The organism is Duganella zoogloeoides (assembly GCF_034479515.1).
GTDB classification, from domain to species: Bacteria; Pseudomonadota; Gammaproteobacteria; order Burkholderiales; family Burkholderiaceae_D; genus Rugamonas; species Rugamonas zoogloeoides.
Map to the genome: position 1 here is coordinate 1,877,183 of NZ_CP140152.1, position 14,583 is coordinate 1,891,765.

Annotated in this window: 12 protein-coding genes; 7 read left to right on the plus strand and 5 right to left on the minus strand. The window is 64.6% G+C overall.

The window, feature by feature from the left end:
• Positions 1-77: 77 nt before the first annotated feature.
• Both gudD and SR858_RS08340 read right to left on the minus strand, forming a co-directional pair.
• The gene (gudD, locus tag SR858_RS08335; RefSeq protein WP_026637366.1) at positions 78-1,442 is read right to left on the minus strand and encodes a glucarate dehydratase; all 1,365 of its coding nucleotides are present in this window, start codon (positions 1,440-1,442) and stop codon (positions 78-80) included.
• Between the two features lie 8 nt (positions 1,443-1,450).
• Complete coding sequence (locus SR858_RS08340; protein WP_040377818.1) at positions 1,451-2,863, minus strand: sialate O-acetylesterase; 1,413 nt, start codon at positions 2,861-2,863, stop codon at positions 1,451-1,453.
• A gap of 159 nt (positions 2,864-3,022) precedes the next feature.
• On the opposite strand from SR858_RS08340, the gene SR858_RS08345 reads away from it, so the two are divergent.
• The gene (locus tag SR858_RS08345; RefSeq protein WP_019922292.1) at positions 3,023-5,986 is read left to right on the plus strand and encodes a glycoside hydrolase family 2 protein; all 2,964 of its coding nucleotides are present in this window, start codon (positions 3,023-3,025) and stop codon (positions 5,984-5,986) included.
• Positions 5,987-6,053: 67 nt separating this feature from the next.
• On the plus strand, positions 6,054-6,761 hold the full coding sequence (locus tag SR858_RS08350) for a GntR family transcriptional regulator (protein ID WP_019922293.1): 708 nt from the start codon (positions 6,054-6,056) through the stop codon (positions 6,759-6,761).
• A 7-nt stretch (positions 6,762-6,768) separates the two neighbouring features.
• Here the strand turns inward: SR858_RS08350 and SR858_RS08355 are convergent, their stop codons facing one another.
• Positions 6,769-8,724 (minus strand): rhamnogalacturonan lyase family protein, encoded by a 1,956-nt coding sequence (locus tag SR858_RS08355; RefSeq protein WP_019922294.1) that lies wholly within the window; start codon positions 8,722-8,724, stop codon positions 6,769-6,771.
• 152 nt (positions 8,725-8,876) lie between these two features.
• On the minus strand, positions 8,877-9,626 hold the full coding sequence (locus SR858_RS08360; protein ID WP_019922295.1) for a Crp/Fnr family transcriptional regulator: 750 nt from the start codon (positions 9,624-9,626) through the stop codon (positions 8,877-8,879).
• Positions 9,627-9,800: 174 nt separating this feature from the next.
• Between SR858_RS08360 and SR858_RS08365 the strand changes: the two genes are divergently transcribed.
• Entirely contained in the window at positions 9,801-11,570 is a 1,770-nt protein-coding gene (locus SR858_RS08365) for a putative bifunctional diguanylate cyclase/phosphodiesterase (protein WP_322534527.1), read from the plus strand.
• Between the two features lie 113 nt (positions 11,571-11,683).
• Positions 11,684-12,061 (plus strand): hypothetical protein, encoded by a 378-nt coding sequence (locus SR858_RS08370; RefSeq protein WP_019922297.1) that lies wholly within the window; start codon positions 11,684-11,686, stop codon positions 12,059-12,061.
• Here SR858_RS08370 and SR858_RS08375 read toward each other — a convergent pair.
• On the minus strand, positions 12,058-12,489 hold the full coding sequence (locus tag SR858_RS08375) for a MarR family winged helix-turn-helix transcriptional regulator (RefSeq protein ID WP_019922298.1): 432 nt from the start codon (positions 12,487-12,489) through the stop codon (positions 12,058-12,060). The two genes, SR858_RS08370 and SR858_RS08375, sit on opposite strands and share 4 nt — an antisense overlap.
• Positions 12,490-12,599: 110 nt before the next feature.
• Here SR858_RS08375 and SR858_RS08380 point away from each other — a divergent pair, with 110 nt between their 5' ends.
• The 3 genes from SR858_RS08380 (at position 12,600) to SR858_RS08390 (ending at position 14,505) form a co-directional block, all read left to right on the plus strand.
• Positions 12,600-13,322 (plus strand): siderophore-interacting protein, encoded by a 723-nt coding sequence (locus tag SR858_RS08380; protein WP_040377820.1) that lies wholly within the window; start codon positions 12,600-12,602, stop codon positions 13,320-13,322.
• Between the two features lie 139 nt (positions 13,323-13,461).
• Positions 13,462-13,707, plus strand: a complete 246-nt coding sequence (locus SR858_RS08385; protein WP_019922300.1) for a hypothetical protein — start codon at positions 13,462-13,464, stop codon at positions 13,705-13,707.
• 300 nt (positions 13,708-14,007) lie between these two features.
• A complete protein-coding gene (locus tag SR858_RS08390) occupies positions 14,008-14,505 on the plus strand; it encodes a gluconokinase (RefSeq protein WP_019922301.1) in 498 nt (165 codons plus the stop codon).
• Positions 14,506-14,583 lie beyond the last annotated feature (78 nt).

Here is a 14,583-nt window from a genome sequence, read left to right on the forward strand (position 1 = left end):
CAATTCCGGCGGGGATGGGGCCAGGTGGGCGGCCGCGACGGGTGTTGGGTGGCGGACGCGGCGCTAGTATACCTTGATTACCGCACGAAACTCGGCCGCTTGTTGTCGAATTTCCAGCCCGGGAAGAAGAACTGCATCGCGGCCGCATCGTCGCGGCTGCCCAGGCCCATGTTCAGGTAGCGCTGGTGGGCCGCCTCGATGGCGTCCAGGTCCGGCTGCACGCCCAGGCCCGGCGTGGCCGGCACGGCGATCTTGCCGCCGGCGATCTGGAACGGGTTGTGGGTCAGGTGCTGGCCGTCCTGCCAGATCCAGTGAGTGTCGATGGCGGTGATGTTGCCCGGCGCGGCGGCGGCCACGTGGGTGAACATCGCCAGCGAAATGTCGAAGTGGTTGTTCGAGTGCGAACCCCAGGTCAGGCCCCATTCGTGGCACATCTGCGCCACCCGCACCGAGCCCTGCATGGTCCAGAAATGCGGGTCGGCCAGCGGGATGTCGATCGCCTGCAATTGCACCGCGTGGCCCAGCTCGCGCCAGTCGGTGGCGATCATGTTGGTGGCGGTGGGCAGGCCGGTGGCGCGGCGGAACTCGGCCATCACCTCGCGGCCCGAGTAGCCGTTTTCGGCGCCGCACGGGTCTTCGGCGTAGGCCAGCACGTCGTGCTGGTCGCGGCACAGGCGGATCGCATCCTTGAGCGACCAGGCGCCGTTGGGGTCGAGCGTGACGCGCGCGTCCGGGAAGCGCTCGGCCAGCGCGGTGACGGCGACGATTTCGTCCTCGCCGCGCAGCACGCCGCCCTTGAGCTTGAAGTCGCGGAAGCCATAGCGCTGGTAGGCCGCCTCGGCCAGGCGCACGACTGCTTCCGGCGTCATGGACTGCTCGTGGCGCAAGCGCAGCCAGTCATCGGCGGCATCTGGCGCGCTATCGTAGGCCAGGTCGGTGGCCTGGCGGTCGCCGATGTAGAACAAATAGCCCAGCACATCGACCTCGGTGCGCTGCTGGCCGTCGCCGAGCAGGGCTGCCACCGGCACGCCCAGGTGCTGGCCCAGCAGGTCGAGCAGCGCCGATTCCAGCGCGGTGACGGCGTGGATCGCCACGCGCAGGTCGAATGTTTGCAGGCCGCGTCCGCCGGCATCGCGGTCGGCAAACGCCTGGCGCGCCTGGTTCAGGATCGCCTTGTAGTTGCCGATCGACTGGCCCAGCAGCAGCGGGCGCGCGTCTTCCAGCGTCTTGCGGATCGCTTCGCCGCCCGGCACTTCGCCCACGCCGGTGTGGCCGGCGCTGTCGGTCACCAGCACGATGTTGCGGGTGAACCAGGGGCCGTGGGCGCCGCTCAGATTGAGCAGCATGCTGTCGCGGCCCGCAACGGGGACGACGCGGATGGCCGTGACGACAGGCGTTGCAGCAGGAGGAGTGGAAGATGCGGAGGATGCGGAGGCGGTCATGTTCGGATTCACTGTGGTAAAAATTCTCGGGTGGAGCGGAAGGGCACGGCCGGCAGGCCGGCGCCGTTGATCAGGTTCGGTTGCGCCGCTTCGTCCCAGCCGAAGCGCACTGCCACGGGTGCCGGCACGTGCGGACTGGTGACGACGACCTTGCCGTCGCGGACGGTGGCCTCGCCGGCGAAGTAGCGGCCGTCGGCGCCGGCGATGTCGAACCAGGTCAACGGCTTGCCGTCGCGCGCGGCCAGGCCGTCGGCATGGTCGAAGCTCAATAGAGCCTGCTTGCCGTCGATGGTCAGCGCGCGGAATGCCGGGCCGAAGGCGGCAATGTCGTGCCGGCCGTAGGTCTGGTTGAGCGCCACGTTGGCCAGGCGCAGGCCCACGGTCTGCTTGTCGCGCGGGTGGATGTCGTACAGGTCGTCCACCAGGTCGGTGGTGACGATCATGCCGGTGTGGGGAATGCGGGCGGCATCGGCTTGCGCTTCCCACAGGCGTGGCGCCGCCTGCGGGTCGAGCACGGCCTGGCGCCGCACGATGTGATAGAAGTGTGGCGCCACCTGGGCGTAATAGAACGGCAGGTCGGGCTGGCCCCAATACCGGCGCCAGCCTTCGATCAGCGCCTGCATCTGGCCGGTGTAGCGCGACAGGTCGGTGTGGTCGATGTTCGATTCGCCCTGGTACCAGATGGCGCCGCGCAGCGCATGCGGCGCCAGGCCGGCGATCATGCCGTTGAACAGCGCCGACGAGTTGCCGGTACCGGATGCGGACGGCGTCCACGGTTCGATGCGGGTGCCGCCCCAGGTGGCGTCGATCAGGCCGACCGGCGTGCGCAGTTGCTGGTGCAGGCGCCGCCCGAAGAAGTATGCAGCAGCGGAAAAATTGATGCGGCCGATGCTGGAAGGAGCGCAGCGCTCCCACACGCCATTCACGTCATCGAGCGGCTGGCCCGCTTTCTTGCGCAGCACCTTGAACAGCCGGATGTCCGGGTAGTTGGCAGCGGCGATTTCCTGTTCGTGGTTCGGTACCGGCTTCTGGCCCGATTTTTCGCCCAGCGGCTTTTCCATGTTCGACTGGCCCGATGCCAGCCATACCTCGCCCACCAGCACGTCATCGACGGCAATCGCATTGGCGGCGCCGCGTACATGCAGCACGGCGGGCGCGCTGGCCGCCTGGCGCAGGTCGAGCGCCACGCGCCAGCGGCCATCGGCGCCGGCACGGGTGCTGGCGCTTTGCTTGCCGAATTCGACCGTGACCGCTTCCTGCGGATCGGCCCAGCCCCACACCGGCACGCTGGCTGCGCGCTGCAGTACCGCGTGGTCCGACAGCACGGCCGGCAGCCGCACCACGGCGCCGGCACACGCGCATAGCAGCAGGGCGGCAGCGGCAGCAAGCAGAGGGCGAAGTGGAAGCGAAGTCGAAGTCATGGCGCCGGGATGGTCAGGAGACGAGGCAGTAAAACATTGATATATTAGTGTGTCAACTTTGGGCACTGCATTGGTCAGGTTGTTGAGCAAAGTGTCAGTTGCCGGGTTTACGTACTTCTAAAATGCTAATATTTTAGCGTGAACTTTTTGAGAGCGCTTATGACCACCGTGCCGCGTCTGCTGTTATCCCTGCTGGTTTCCCAATGCTTCCTGACGGCAGCACATGCCGAGCGTCAGTCCTTCAATTTCAACCCGGCCTGGCGTCTGGCCGTGGCCGATCCGGCCAGCGCGTCCGAATCCGGCTTCGACGACCGCGCCTGGAAAACAGTGACGTTACCGCGCGCGTGGAACGAGGACGACGCGTTCGGCAAGGACATCGTCGATCATTCGACCGGCATCGCCTGGTACCGCAAGCGCTTTACCTTGCCGGCCGGTGCGCGCGGACGCAAGGTGTTCCTCGAATTCGAGGGCGCGCGCCAGGCGGCCGAGGTGTACGTGAACGGCAAGCAGCTGGCGCTGCACGAAAACGGCATCACCGCGTTCGGCGTGGACATTTCGGCCGCGCTGGTCGATGGCGAAAACACGGTGGCGGTGCGCACCGATAACCGTTGGGACTACCGCGAGCGCGCCACCAACCAGCGCTACCAGTGGGCCGATAAGAATTTCAATGCCAATTACGGCGGCTTGCCGAAGAACGTGCGCTTGCACATCACCGACAAGCTCTATCAGACCCTGCCCCTGTTCGCCAGCCTGGGCACCACCGGCGTGTACGTGTACGCGCAGGACTTCGATATCGGCGGCCGCCGCGCCACCATCCACGCCGAATCGCAGGTGAAAAACGAGTACGCCGAACCGCGCACCTTTACCTATGAGGTGGTGCTGCGCGACCGCGACGGCAAGCAGGTGGCCAGCTTCACGGCGCCCGCGCTGACGGTGGCGCCGGGCGACACCGCCACCGTCAAGGCCAGCGCCAAGGTGGAAAACCTGCATTTCTGGAGCTGGGGCTACGGCTACCTGTACGACGTCACCACCACGCTCAAGGTCGATGGCAAGGCGATCGACAGCGTGGTCACCCGCACCGGTTTCCGCAAGACCGCCTTCGGCGAAGGCATGGTGCGCCTGAACGACCGCGTGCTGCAAATGAAGGGCTATGCGCAGCGCACGTCGAACGAATGGCCGGCAGTGGGCATATCGGTGCCGGCCTGGCTCAGCGACTACAGCAACGGCCTGGCGCTCAAGAGCAATGCCAACCTGATCCGCTGGATGCACATCACGCCGTGGCGCCAGGATACCGAGTCGCTCGACCGCATCGGCCTGATGCAGGCAATGCCGCCCGGCGATTCGGAGGCGGACGTGACCGGCCGGCGCTGGGAGCAACGGATGGAAGTCATGCGCGACGCCATCATCTACAACCGCAACAGCCCCAGCATCATTTTTTACGAAAGCGGCAATCGCGGCGTGAGCGCGGCCCACATGCAGGAAATGAAGGCGCTGCGCGACCAGTACGATCCGCACGGCGGCCGTGCTTCCGGCAGCCGCGAAATGCTCAGCAGCGCCATGCAGAACGTGGCCGAATACGGCGGCGAAATGCTGTACATAAACAAGAGCGCGCGTAACCCGATGTGGGCGATGGAATACTCGCGCGACGAGGGCGCCCGCAAGTTCTGGGACGCGCTTTCGCCACCGTTCCACGCGGACGGCGACGGCCCGCAATACAAGGGGCAAAGCGCGGCCACCTACAACCGCAACCAGGACACCCACGCGATCGAGAACGTCAAGCGCTGGTACGACTACTGGCGCGAGCGGCCCGGTACCGGCACGCGCGTGTCGTCGGGCGGCGTCAACATCATTTTCTCGGATTCCAATACCCACCACCGCGGCGCGGAAAAGTACCGCCGCAGCGGCGAAGTCGATGCCATGCGCATTCCCAAGGACGGATACTATGCGCACCAGGTGATCTGGGATGGCTGGGTGGACGTGGAGCGCCCGCGCGCCCACATCGTCGGCCACTGGAACTACCAGCCCGGCACGCGCAAGCCGGTGACCGTGATTTCCAGCGCCGAGCGGGTGGAGTTGCGCCTGAACGGCAAGCCGGTCGGCGCTGCTGCGCGCCAGAGTGAGCGCTTCCTGTTCACGTTCGACGATATCGCCTGGCAGCCGGGCGAGCTGAAAGCCATCGGCTATGACGCCGCCGGCAAGCAGGTATGCGAAAGCGTGCTGGCCACCGCGGGCAAACCGGTGGCGCTCAAGCTCACGCCCATGACCGGCCCCTCCGGCCTGCAGGCCGATGGCGCCGACCTGGCGCTGGTGCAGGTGGAAGTGGTCGACGCCGAGGGCCGCCGCAACCCGGTGGCGATGGATACCGTCACCTTCGAACTGGACGGCCCGGCCGAGTGGCGCGGCGGCATCGCCCAGGGACCGAACAACCATGTGCTCGACAAGTTGCTGCCGGTGGAGGGCGGCATCAACCGTGTGCTGGTGCGCAGCGCCACCGAGGCCGGCAAGATCGTGCTGCGCGCCCGCGCCCAGGGACTGCAAAGTGCGCAAGTGGTGCTGCAATCGAAACCGGCGCCGGTGGTGGCGGGCTTGTCGCAGCGCCTGCCGGGTGCGGATTTGCCGCTGTACCTGGAGCGCGGACCCACGCCCGCCACGCCATCGTTCAAGGTGAGCCGGATCGCCGTGCCGGTGCAGGTGGCCAGCGCCGCCAGCAACGCCGCAGACGCCGGCAACTCCATCGACGACGACGAAACCACGCGCTGGGCCAGCGCCCCGGGCGCGTCGGCGATCACGTACCGCATGGCGCAGCCCACCACGCTCACCGAGGTCACCATGAAACTGTCGGGCTGGCGCGAACGCAGCTACCCGGTGCGCATTGCTGTCGATGGCGAGGAAGTCTTCAACGGCATGGCGCCGCGCAGCCTCGGCTATGTCACGCTGCCGGTCAAACCAAAGCAGGGCAGCCTGGTGACGGTGGAACTGGTGGGCGCGGCCGAGGAGGGCAATGCCGTCAAGATGACCGAGGTGGCCAACCAGGCCATCGTCGATACCGGCGCCAACTCCACGCCGAAGGGCGTGTTGTCGATCGTGGAGATCGAGTTTTATCGGGCAGCATTGGCCCAATAAATTTGCGAGTAAGCCCGCAATATTGATATGTTAATATATGAGATCATTACAACACCCCGGTCTCAGCATGGCTTTGCAATCGTTGCCAGGAAATTTCAACCTTGACCGTTCGCGCAACGCGACGGTCCAGGTGTTCGAGCATTTGCGCGAATTGATCGTTACCATCGCGCTTGAACCCGGCACCGTGCTCGCGCGCCAGCAATTGGCCGAGTATTTCAAGCTGTCCACCACGCCCATCCGCGATGCGCTGCTGCGCCTGGAAGAGGAGCGGCTGGTGGACATTTATCCGCAGCACCTTACCCGCGTCAGCGCCATCGACCTGGCGTCCGCGCGCCAGGCCCACGTGCTGCGGCTGTCGGTGGAGCTGGAAATGGCGCACCAGTTGTCGAAGCAGCGGCCGCCGAATCTGGACGGCTCCCTGAGCGACCTGATCACGCGCCAACAACAGGCGCTCGAACGCAAGGACCTGGAAAGCTTCGCCCGCATCGACCTGGAATTCCACCGCACCATGTATGCGGCGGCCGATATTGCCGACCTGTGGGACCTGGTGCGCCGCCTCAGCGGCAACCTCGACCGCCTGCGCCGCCTGCACCTGCCACTCAACAGCAAGGCCCAGCGCATCCTCGACGACCACAGCGCGATTGCCAACGCGATTGCCGCCGGCGCCTCGGACCAGGCGCGCGAAGCGGTGCGCCACCACCTGTCGGGTACCTTGTCCGAAATCGACGCGCTGCGCGACAAATACCCCGACTTCGTGCTGCCGCCGCCGGGGTAACTGCCGGTCAGTTCACGCCGCCAGCCCTGGCATACCGGATATTCGGCTTCGGTGGCGGCGCCATGCCGTCGCCCAGGTAGTAATCCGGCAGGCCCGACTGCATGTAGCCCTTGACGGTCATGTGGTTGCGGTAGGCCGGATTGTGCGCCATGGTGTACAGCCGCGTGGTCGTCGGCAGGTTGGTGGTGAAGATGATCAGCTCGGTTTGGGCCGCATTGATGGTGACCACTTCCGTGCGCCAGTCGCCGAGGATATCGCCGAAGAACATCGGGTTATGGTCCCAGATACGGGCGCCGAACTGCGACATGGTCAGCAGGCGCGGCAGTGCGTTCGATTTTCGCGGCGCTAAAGGATTCCACTTCTCGATCTTGTAGTCGTTCAAGCCTTCGCTGAGCAGGTCGCCGTCCCACCAGATGCTGTGGGTAGGATAGGGCGAGAGCGTGGTATCGGGCTCGGTGAGGGCGCCGGTGGCCGCGTTTTTCAGGCCCGAGAACGACCACGCCTCGAAGCCGGGAAAGCGCGGATCGACATCGCCGACCAGGCCGCGTCCCACGTCGATGATATTGCCGGGCGTGGTGCTGTGCGACCAGATGATCTGGCCGGTGGTGCCGTTGTAATAGTACTCGAGCAGGCCGCTCGGGTTGTTCTGTTGGATGCCGTAGCCCTGGATGCCGGGGGCGCCCGGGTCGAGTTTGCCAAGGAAGAAGCGGTCGCCGTGCACCACGCCGGGCAGGATGTAGCGCAGCGTGCCGTCGCTGTTGATCATGAAATTGCCGGTCGCCATTTCATCCTTGCCGTCGCCATCGACGTCGATGATGCGCATCTGGTGCGACGCTTCCTTGGCGCTGTCGGGCGCCAGCGGCAGTACCCAGTTTTCAGCGATGGTGGCGCCGCCGGTCCAGGACCACGAGGCGAACACGTCGTTGAAACTCTTGTTCTTGTTGCGGTTACGGCCCCAGAAATAAATGCTCGGGTGGACGCCATCGGGATAGCCGATGCCAAGCTGGGTGCCGTAGGGTCCGGCCTGGGTGTAAAAATTGGCCGGGAATGGCCGCGTGGCCAGCGGCGTGCCGGTCAGACCGTCGAGCACGGCGATGAATTGCTGCTGGCTGTCGGCATGGGTGAAGGTGGTGCCGTCGCCGAACTTGACGCCGTCGGCGATTTTCAGGATCACCTCGGCCTTGCGGTCGCCGTTGAGGTCGAATACTGTGGCGCCATCGTACATGCCCATGCTTAGCGTCGTGGGACCGGGGCTGATGTTGTAGGTCTTGCGGCTGCCGGGACCCAGGTCGATCTGCCACAGGCGCGTGCCGTCGCTCTTGTACGCCTCCAGGTACTGGTTGCCGAGGCCGATATCGTCGTTGGTGGGATCGAACGGCGCGATCCGGTCGAGCACGTAGTCGTATTCGCCATCGCCGTCGAGGTCGCCCACCCATACGTACTTGGTGCGATAGCCGTCGCCCGGCAGCGCGGCCAGCGGCACCCGTATCACCGGCTCCACCGCGTGGTTGGCGGACAGCACGAACTGGCCCGCGCCGGTGCGCGACTCCATGCCCTTGAGCACGTGGCGCACCGAGTAGGTGTTGCTCACGGTGAGGTCGGCGCTGGTGTCGGTGAAATTGGTGCCGCCGCTCAGCGGCGCCGCATTGAGCTTGACGGGCGGCGCGCCATTGGCTGAACGGTACACATTGAAGCCGAGGCCGTCGGTGTCGAGCCCGAGCGACCGCCAGCTCAGGAACACCGACGTGGCGGACGCCCGCACCGCCACCAGGCCGCGACCCAGGTGTTCCATGATGCGCGGCGGTGGGCTGGTGGTGGCGGTAATGCCGGCGGCCGCTTCGGACGACTGCACGCCGCCGGCCAACTGGCGGCTGGCGGCGGGCGCTTCGTTGGAGCTGTCGGCGGCACCGCCGCAGGCGACCAGCAGGGAACTGGCAAACATGATACCGATCCTGGTTTTCATCTTCGTCTCCTTGCGCTATCAATTTAAAACTGATGCGCTAATATATTAATGTGGGAGAGGTGAGTGTAGGTCGGGATGCAGCAAAGACAAGGTGATGAAAAAAATAATCAGATTTTTGCGCAACTGCCACAAAGTTGCAACGATAAGTGATGTCACCCGGCCACTGCAATCGCTCTTAAGCCGCCCCGATCCAGCAGTTTGATCCGCCGGTTCTGCACATCGAGCAACCCCGCCGCGCGGAACTGGGTCAGCTGGCGGCTCACGCTTTCCAGCGCCAGCCCCAGGTGCGAGGCGATGTCGTCGCGCGACATGCGCAGTTCCACCGTGTCGGCCGGTTCGCCAGCGCCGCCATCGGCCAGGTCCAGCAGGAACGCTGCCAGGCGCTGCGGCGCCTTGGCCGTGCCCAGCATCAGCATGCTGGTTTGCTGACGGTCGAGTTCGGCGCCGACCAGCTGGTGGAAGCGGCGTGTGAGCGCCGCGTATTGTTTCATCAGGCGCGTCAGGCCCGTGTACGAGATGGCGCACGCGGTGCTGTCGCACAGGGCCAGTACGTCGCAGCGGTGGGTGTTGGCGGCCAGCGATTCCAGGCCCAGCAACCGCCCCGGCTGGTAGAAGCCGATCACTTGGGGGCGGCCGTCCGGCATGGCGCGCTCGGCTTTCAGTTGGCCATGCTGGACCGAGTACAAGGTGTCGAACGGCGCGCCGCGCGCGACCAGGCGCTGATGGCGATTGAGTTCGTGGCGGCGCAGTACCACCTGGTGCTCGAACGCTTCCAGCGCGGTGGCGTCGAGGCCGGCGGCCAGGCAATGGCTGCGGGTGTCGCAGTCGCGGCAGCACGGCGGCAGGGCGCCTCGTTGCGAAGGCCTTGCTGGACGTGCGGGAAGGGTGGAAGTGGATTGCATGGGAGATGTTCAAGTCACGATGTGCCAAGATTAGCAACTCTTACCTGAAAAATATTTGATCCACGTCAAGTTTCTCCCGGTACGCGTTGATCAAAAAATTTGATGTGGATCAATTTTATTATTGATGAAAATCATTATCCTTTGCTCTTGTGATTTATTGCTGAGGAAATGTCCATGAGATCTGCGATGCCTGTCGAGACGCCCGGCACCATCGACGCCCTGACCCGGCGCATCGCCGCACTCGAGTCGGAGCTGCGCGTGGCCACTGCCGCGTTCGAAACGGCCGAAGGCATGCTGGTGACCGACGCTCATGGCATCATCCTGCGCGTGAACCAGGGATTCAGCCGTATTACCGGGTACACCGCCATAGAGGCGGTCGGCCAGCGGCCCGCCATGCTCAGCTCGGGCAAGCATGATGCCGACTTCTACCGCAAGATGTGGGACGCAATCCACCGCGACGACCGCTGGGAAGGCGAGATCTGGAACCGCCGCAAGGACGGCGAGAAATATCCGCAATACCTGAGCATAGCCGCCGTGCGCGACCAGGGCGGCCGGCTGACCAATTACGTGGCCGTGCTCACCGACATCACCCAGCGCAAGGCCGCCAGCGAAGAGATCGAGATGCTGGCGTTCTATGATCCGCTCACGCGCCTGCCCAACCGCCGCCTGCTGCTCGAACGGCTGCGGCAGGTGCTCAACACCAGCCGCCTGCACGACCGCTACGGCGCGCTGATGTTCATCGACCTCGACAATTTCAAGACCCTCAACGATACGCTGGGCCACAACGTCGGCGACATGCTGTTGCAGCAAGTGGCCGGCCGCCTGCAGGCCGCGCTGCGCCACGGCGACACGGTAGCGCGCCTGGGCGGCGACGAGTTCGTGGTGCTGCTCGAAGGCTTGAGCAGCGACCAGGACGAGGCCGCCGCCCACACCGAAATGCTGGGCGTGGCCATCCGCAACGCGCTCAACCAGCCTTACCTGCTGGGCAGTCACACCTGCCACAGCACGCCGTCGATCGGCGTAACCCTGTTCCACAACGGCCATCCGCCGCACCCGGACGAGCTCTTGATGCAGGCCGATATCGCCATGTACCAGGCCAAGCAGGGCGGACGCAACGGCATGCGCTTCTTCGACCAGGGCATGCAGGACCATATCACCGCCCGCGCCGACATGGAGCGGGCGCTGCGCATCGCCATCGACCTGCACCAGTTCGAACTGTACTACCAGATCCAGGTGGACCAGCACGGCCGCGCGCGCGGCGCCGAAGCGCTGGTGCGCTGGCGCGCGGACGGCAAGATGATGTCGCCGGCGCAGTTCGTGCCGCTGGCCGAGGAGACCGGCCTGATCCTGCAACTCGGCAGCTGGGTGCTGGAGGAAGCATGTGCCTGCCTGCGCGCCTGGCAGGAAGATCCCGGCCTGCGCGCGCTGACCTTGGCGGTCAACGTCAGCGCGGCGCAATTCCACCAGCCCGGCTTTTGCGAACAGGTGCGCGGCGCCGTGGCCAGGCACGCGATCGATCCGCGCCTGCTCAAGCTGGAATTGACCGAGGGTATCGTGCTGAAAAATGTGGAAGTGACGGCGCAGAGCATGGCCGCGCTGCGCGCCATGGGCGTGCGCCTGTCGCTCGACGATTTCGGTACCGGCTACTCGTCGCTGCAATACCTGAAGCGCCTGCCGCTGAGCCAGCTGAAAATCGACCAGTCGTTTGTCCGCGACCTGGTCAACGACCGCAGCGACCAGGCCATCGTCACCACCATCATTGCCATGGCGCGCAGCCTGGGACTGGACGTGATCGCCGAAGGGGTGGAGACGTCGGCGCAGCGCGTGCTGTTGCAAAAGCTCGGCTGCTTCCACTACCAGGGCTACCTGTTCGGCCGGCCGGTCGCGGTGGCCGAGTTCGAACAGTTGGTGCTGGACCAGGTGAGCGCCAAACCGCGCGCCTGACAGGTACATGGCCATGATTCCAGCCTGAATCCGACCTTGCTGCTGGCTGTGCTCCTACAGGCGAACCCGGCCAACGGTGCAACAATAGACCTTTGTGCTACCAAGGAGTCATCATGTCCAAATGTACTTTCGCAGCGGCGTTCGGAGTTGCCGCCCTGTGCCTGGCTGCACTGTCGCACGCCCAGACCACTTCGCCGGTCCAGCCCACCGGTACCACGGGCGCGACCGCCTTCCACCCTGCCGGACAGGGCAAGGCCGAGGCTGACGCCAGCACCACATCCGGCACCGACAAGGCCGGCAATGCGGGCATGCAGCCGTCGACCAAACCCGGCTTCGACAACAAGCCGCCCAAGGGCGTCAAGGAAAATTGCCACCGTCCGCAGGGCGGGGTGGATGCCAGCGGCGGCGAGAACCTGACCGCCACCGGCAAACAAAACACGTCTTGCACGGGTAACAAGTCCGACAAATCGGGCAAGCCTGCAAAAGGTTAATCTTTATCTGCAGCCGGGGCGGCGCCTGCCTCGGCTTCCAGGTTGCCCTTGATGCGCATGAGCAGCGACAGCAACTGTGCGCACTCTTCCGTGCTCATGCCTTGCACTGCCAGGTTCGAGACCTGCGCACCCATGCCTTCCAGGCTGTCGATCACATTGCGCCCGAGCGGCGACAGCCGCAGGCGTGTGCTGCGGCGGTCGGTTTCATCCACTTGGGCGTCGAGCAATTGCTGATCGCGCAAGCCCTTGATCAGGCGCGCCACCTGCGCCTTGTCGCGCCCGGAGTGGGCCACCAGTTCGCTCTGGCTGGCGCCCGGGTGGCGGGCGAAAAATCCCAGCACCTTGTACTCCATGTGGGTCAGTTCGTGCGCGGGGTCGCGCGTGCTGTCGCGCAGTCCGCGCAATTGCATCGAGCGGTACAGGTGCATGACGTTGTGGACGGCATCAAGTACGGCGTCCGCCGGCTTGCCCTGTGATTGGTTGACAAGATCAACTGTTTTCGGTAAATTGGGGGACATTGTCAACTAAGGTGAAAATCATGAGTGAGAATAATCGCATACAACGCGTGCGTCACGAAACCCGGATGCGCGACGTGACGGTGGTGAAGGTCGAGCAATTGGCGCCGGATTTCGTTAGCGTAACATTCGAGGGCGAGAGCCTGGCCGATTTCGTCTCGTCTTCCTATGACGATCACGTCAAGTTCGTCCAGCAGATCGGCGATGAGCGCGTAATGCGCGACTACACGCCGCGCCACTACGATCGCGCCGCACGCCGGTTGACCATCGAATTCGCACTGCATGAACAGGGCGCCGCTTCCGACTGGGCACGCGGCGTGGCCGTGGGTCAGCCAGCGGTGATCGCCGGGCCGCGCGGCTCAATGATCATTCCCATGGATTACGAATGGCAATTGCTGGCCGGCGACGACACCGCGTTGCCGGCGATCCGCCGCCGGCTGGAAGAATTGCCGGCGGGCGTCAAAGTGCAGGTGCTGGTGACCGGGCCGGCGGCCGAGCAGCTGGACTTTGCCAGCGCTGCCACGGTCGAACTGCGCATCGTGCCCGACGCCGCCGCGCTGGTGCAGGCGTTGCGCGACCTGGCCTTGCCGGACGGTGATGGCTTCGTCTGGTTTGCCGGGGAGGCGGCGGTGGCCAAGCAGGTGCGCGATATTGTTTTTGTGGAGAAAGCCTTTCCACGACAGGCGGCACGCATTTCTGCCTACTGGAAACAAGGCGCCCTGGGGCACCACGAGAACCTCGAATAAAGCAGGCGGACACGTCCAAAATACTCGCAATAACAAGGTGAAAAATAAAGTCGTTGCATTATTGCTGAAACGTTAGATTGCACGCATTTGTGCGCGGTTGGTGGTGCGACAATCGAGGCCTTCTTCAAGGAGAATCACGATGTCCAGCAGCCATACCTATCGCCCCGACCTGGTGTCGTCGGAAATCGTCCAGACCGGCATCGAGCTGGCGGACCAGCAAGGACCGGCCAGCGCCGCCGCCTATCTCAGCGGACGTGGCGTACTGCCGACGGTCATCAACCGGGTGGTGTCCGAGCCCGCGCAGCGCCGCAACATGGGGCGCCTGCGTGGCAAGGACGAGCACGCGCTGGCCGAAGAAGCCTCGCGCTTTAAATTCATGCTGTGATGTTGTTGCTTTGCCACGGTGGCCGGCCTGCCAACCACGCAGCCGGCGCCGTGGCTTTTCCCCGCCTGACAAGGGTGGCGGCTGCTATTGCACGCTGTTTACCATGACTCCCATGTTGCGATGCAATACGGATAGATCTTTACAAAATCCGGCATTACGCTAAAGTTCAGTCATCAATGATAACGCTAACTTTTGATCCACCCGCGTCATCGAACATTTTCCCTTATTTATGAGCCGAGTCCTGCATATGCCAGTCCATGTTTTGAGAATAAAAATGTTAGCGCTAACTTGGAGTCATGCATGAGCCAGGTACGCTGGGTGGTGATGGGCGTGAGCGGTTGCGGCAAGAGCACCGTTGGCCAGGCCTTGGCTGCGCGCCTGGACGTGGCGTTTGTCGAGGGTGACCAGTTTCACCCGCCCGCCAACGTGGCCAAGATGTCAGCCGGCCTGCCGCTCGACGACGATGACCGCGCCGGTTGGCTGCTGGCCTTGCAGGAGGAATTGCGCCGGGCAGCCGGGCAGGGCGTGGGGCTGGTGGTGTCGTGCTCGTCTCTGAAGCGGCGCTACCGCGACCTGCTGCGCGTCGGCGATCCGGCACTGCGTTTCGCCCACCTCGACGGTCCGCGCGAATTGATTGCCGCCCGGATGCAGGCACGGCACGACCATTACATGCCGCCATCGTTACTCGACAGCCAGTTCCGCGACCTGCAACCGCTGCAAGCCGACGAGGCAGGCGTGACGCTGTCGATCACGCTGGCGCCGGACGAGCTGGTGGCGCGCATCCTCGCCACCGACTGATTTTTCAAGAGAGCCTGAATAGAAACAACCACAGCAGCGGACCGTCAGCAGTACCGCGCGGACAACACACATAAAACA

Bases quoted from the DNA above. Each gene is read 5' to 3' on its own strand.
- SR858_RS08380 (WP_040377820.1), top strand. From the start codon at position 12,600: ATGAGTGAGAATAATCGCATACAACGCGTGCGTCACGAAACCCGGATG.
- SR858_RS08345 (WP_019922292.1), top strand. From the start codon at position 3,023: ATGACCACCGTGCCGCGTCTGCTGTTATCCCTGCTGGTTTCCCAATGC.
- SR858_RS08340 (WP_040377818.1), bottom strand. From the start codon at position 2,863: ATGACTTCGACTTCGCTTCCACTTCGCCCTCTGCTTGCTGCCGCTGCC.
- SR858_RS08390 (WP_019922301.1), top strand. From the start codon at position 14,008: ATGAGCCAGGTACGCTGGGTGGTGATGGGCGTGAGCGGTTGCGGCAAG.
- SR858_RS08355 (WP_019922294.1), bottom strand. From the start codon at position 8,724: ATGAAAACCAGGATCGGTATCATGTTTGCCAGTTCCCTGCTGGTCGCC.
- SR858_RS08350 (WP_019922293.1), top strand. From the start codon at position 6,054: ATGGCTTTGCAATCGTTGCCAGGAAATTTCAACCTTGACCGTTCGCGC.
- SR858_RS08365 (WP_322534527.1), top strand. From the start codon at position 9,801: ATGAGATCTGCGATGCCTGTCGAGACGCCCGGCACCATCGACGCCCTG.
- SR858_RS08385 (WP_019922300.1), top strand. From the start codon at position 13,462: ATGTCCAGCAGCCATACCTATCGCCCCGACCTGGTGTCGTCGGAAATC.
- gudD (WP_026637366.1), bottom strand. From the start codon at position 1,442: ATGACCGCCTCCGCATCCTCCGCATCTTCCACTCCTCCTGCTGCAACG.
- SR858_RS08360 (WP_019922295.1), bottom strand. From the start codon at position 9,626: ATGCAATCCACTTCCACCCTTCCCGCACGTCCAGCAAGGCCTTCGCAA.
- SR858_RS08375 (WP_019922298.1), bottom strand. From the start codon at position 12,489: ATGCACCTGTACCGCTCGATGCAATTGCGCGGACTGCGCGACAGCACG.
- SR858_RS08370 (WP_019922297.1), top strand. From the start codon at position 11,684: ATGTCCAAATGTACTTTCGCAGCGGCGTTCGGAGTTGCCGCCCTGTGC.